The sequence below is a fragment of the Nitrobacter sp. 62-13 genome, assembly GCF_001896955.1.
Lineage (GTDB): Bacteria > Pseudomonadota > Alphaproteobacteria > Rhizobiales > Xanthobacteraceae > Nitrobacter.
In genome coordinates this window covers 1-1,486 of the sequence record NZ_MKRN01000118.1, presented here as the reverse complement: position 1 = coordinate 1,486, position 1,486 = coordinate 1, and the positions used below count along the sequence as shown (strand labels likewise).

Here is a 1,486-nt window from a genome sequence, read left to right as displayed (position 1 = left end):
CGTCGCGGGCCAGATCCTGAAAGAGGCGAATTTCGACCATCTGAACTATGTCGGCTTCGTCGAGGGCGACGATATCGGCCGCGGCACCGCCGATGTCGTGGTGACGGATGCCTTCGCCGGTAATATCGCCCTGAAGACGGCCGAGGGCACGGCGCGCCAGATTGCCGCGCATCTCCGCGACGCGATGGGCCGAACCATCATGGGCCGCATCGGTTATCTCTTCGCGCGCGGCGCGTTCGGCGAACTTCGTCAGAAGCTCGACCCACGCGCCTCCAACGGCGCCGTGCTGCTCGGCCTCAATGGCATCGTGATCAAGAGCCATGGCGGCACGGACGGCGTCGGCTATGCCAATGCCATCGAGGTCGGCTACAGCATGGTCAAGAACGGGCTTCTTTCCAAGATTCGCCAGGATCTCGGGGAATATCACCGCGACGGATTCGCCCGCGAGATTGCCGAGGCGAGCCTCGCCGAGGGCGAGTGACGCCACCATGCCGCGGCAGGTCATAGTAAGGGGCCGGGAAGCGCAATTGATTGCCGGGACCGCCAAGTGAACGCAAGGGACACCAAGTGAGCTTCATCCGATCGGTCGTCCTTGGCTGCGGCAGCTACCTGCCCGAACGCAAGCTCTCCAATGCCGAGCTCTCGACAATGGTCGAGACGTCCGACGAATGGATCGTGCAGCGCACCGGCATCCGCGCCCGCCACATCGCGGCCGAGGGCGAACTCACCTCCGATCTCGCGACAGCGGCGGCGGTCGCGGCGCTCGCCGATGCCGGCCTCCAGATCGGCGCGATCGACATGGTCATCGTCGCGACGGCGACCCCCGACGACACGTTCCCGTCCACCGCCGTCACCGTGCAGAGGAAGCTCGGCATGGAGCATGGCTCGGCCTTCGACCTGCAGGCCGTCTGCTCCGGCTTCGTCTTCGCGCTGTCGACCGCCGACGCCTTCATCCGCGCCAGCCAGGCCAAGCATGTGCTCGTGATCGGCGCCGAGACCTTCTCGCGCATTCTCGACTGGACGGACCGCACGACCTGCGTGCTGTTCGGCGACGGGGCGGGGGCGGTGGTGCTCGGCGCTTCCGTGCAGGACGGAACGCGCGAGGATCGCGGCGTGCTCACGACGCATCTGCGCTCGGACGGACGCCATCGCGAGAAGCTCTATGTCGATGGCGGCCCGTCCTCGACCGGGACCGTCGGCCATCTGCGCATGGAGGGCCGCGAGGTCTTCAAGCATGCGGTCGGCATGATCACCGACGTCATCGAGGATGCCTTCCACGCGACCGGATACGGCGCCGACGACGTCGACTGGTTCGTGCCGCACCAGGCCAATATCCGCATCATCGACGGCAGCGCCAAGAAGCTCGGCATCGCCGGCGAGAAGGTCGTGCGCACCGTCGCCGATCACGGCAACACGTCGGCAGCCTCGATCCCGCTCGCGCTTTCGGTGGCGCGCGAGGACGGGCGCATCAAGCGCGGCGATCTCA

1 protein-coding gene and 1 pseudogene are annotated in these 1,486 nt (G+C 66.8%); both read left to right on the top strand.

Annotation, left to right across the window (positions count from 1 at the left end; translation table 11 throughout):
- Nucleotides 1-481, top strand: a pseudogene (locus tag BGN91_RS09675) (phosphate acyltransferase); the annotation flags it as partial.
- Nucleotides 482-567: 86 nt separating this feature from the next.
- On the top strand, nucleotides 568-1,486 hold a 919-nt coding region (locus BGN91_RS09670), incomplete at its 3' end, for a beta-ketoacyl-ACP synthase III (protein WP_292612592.1).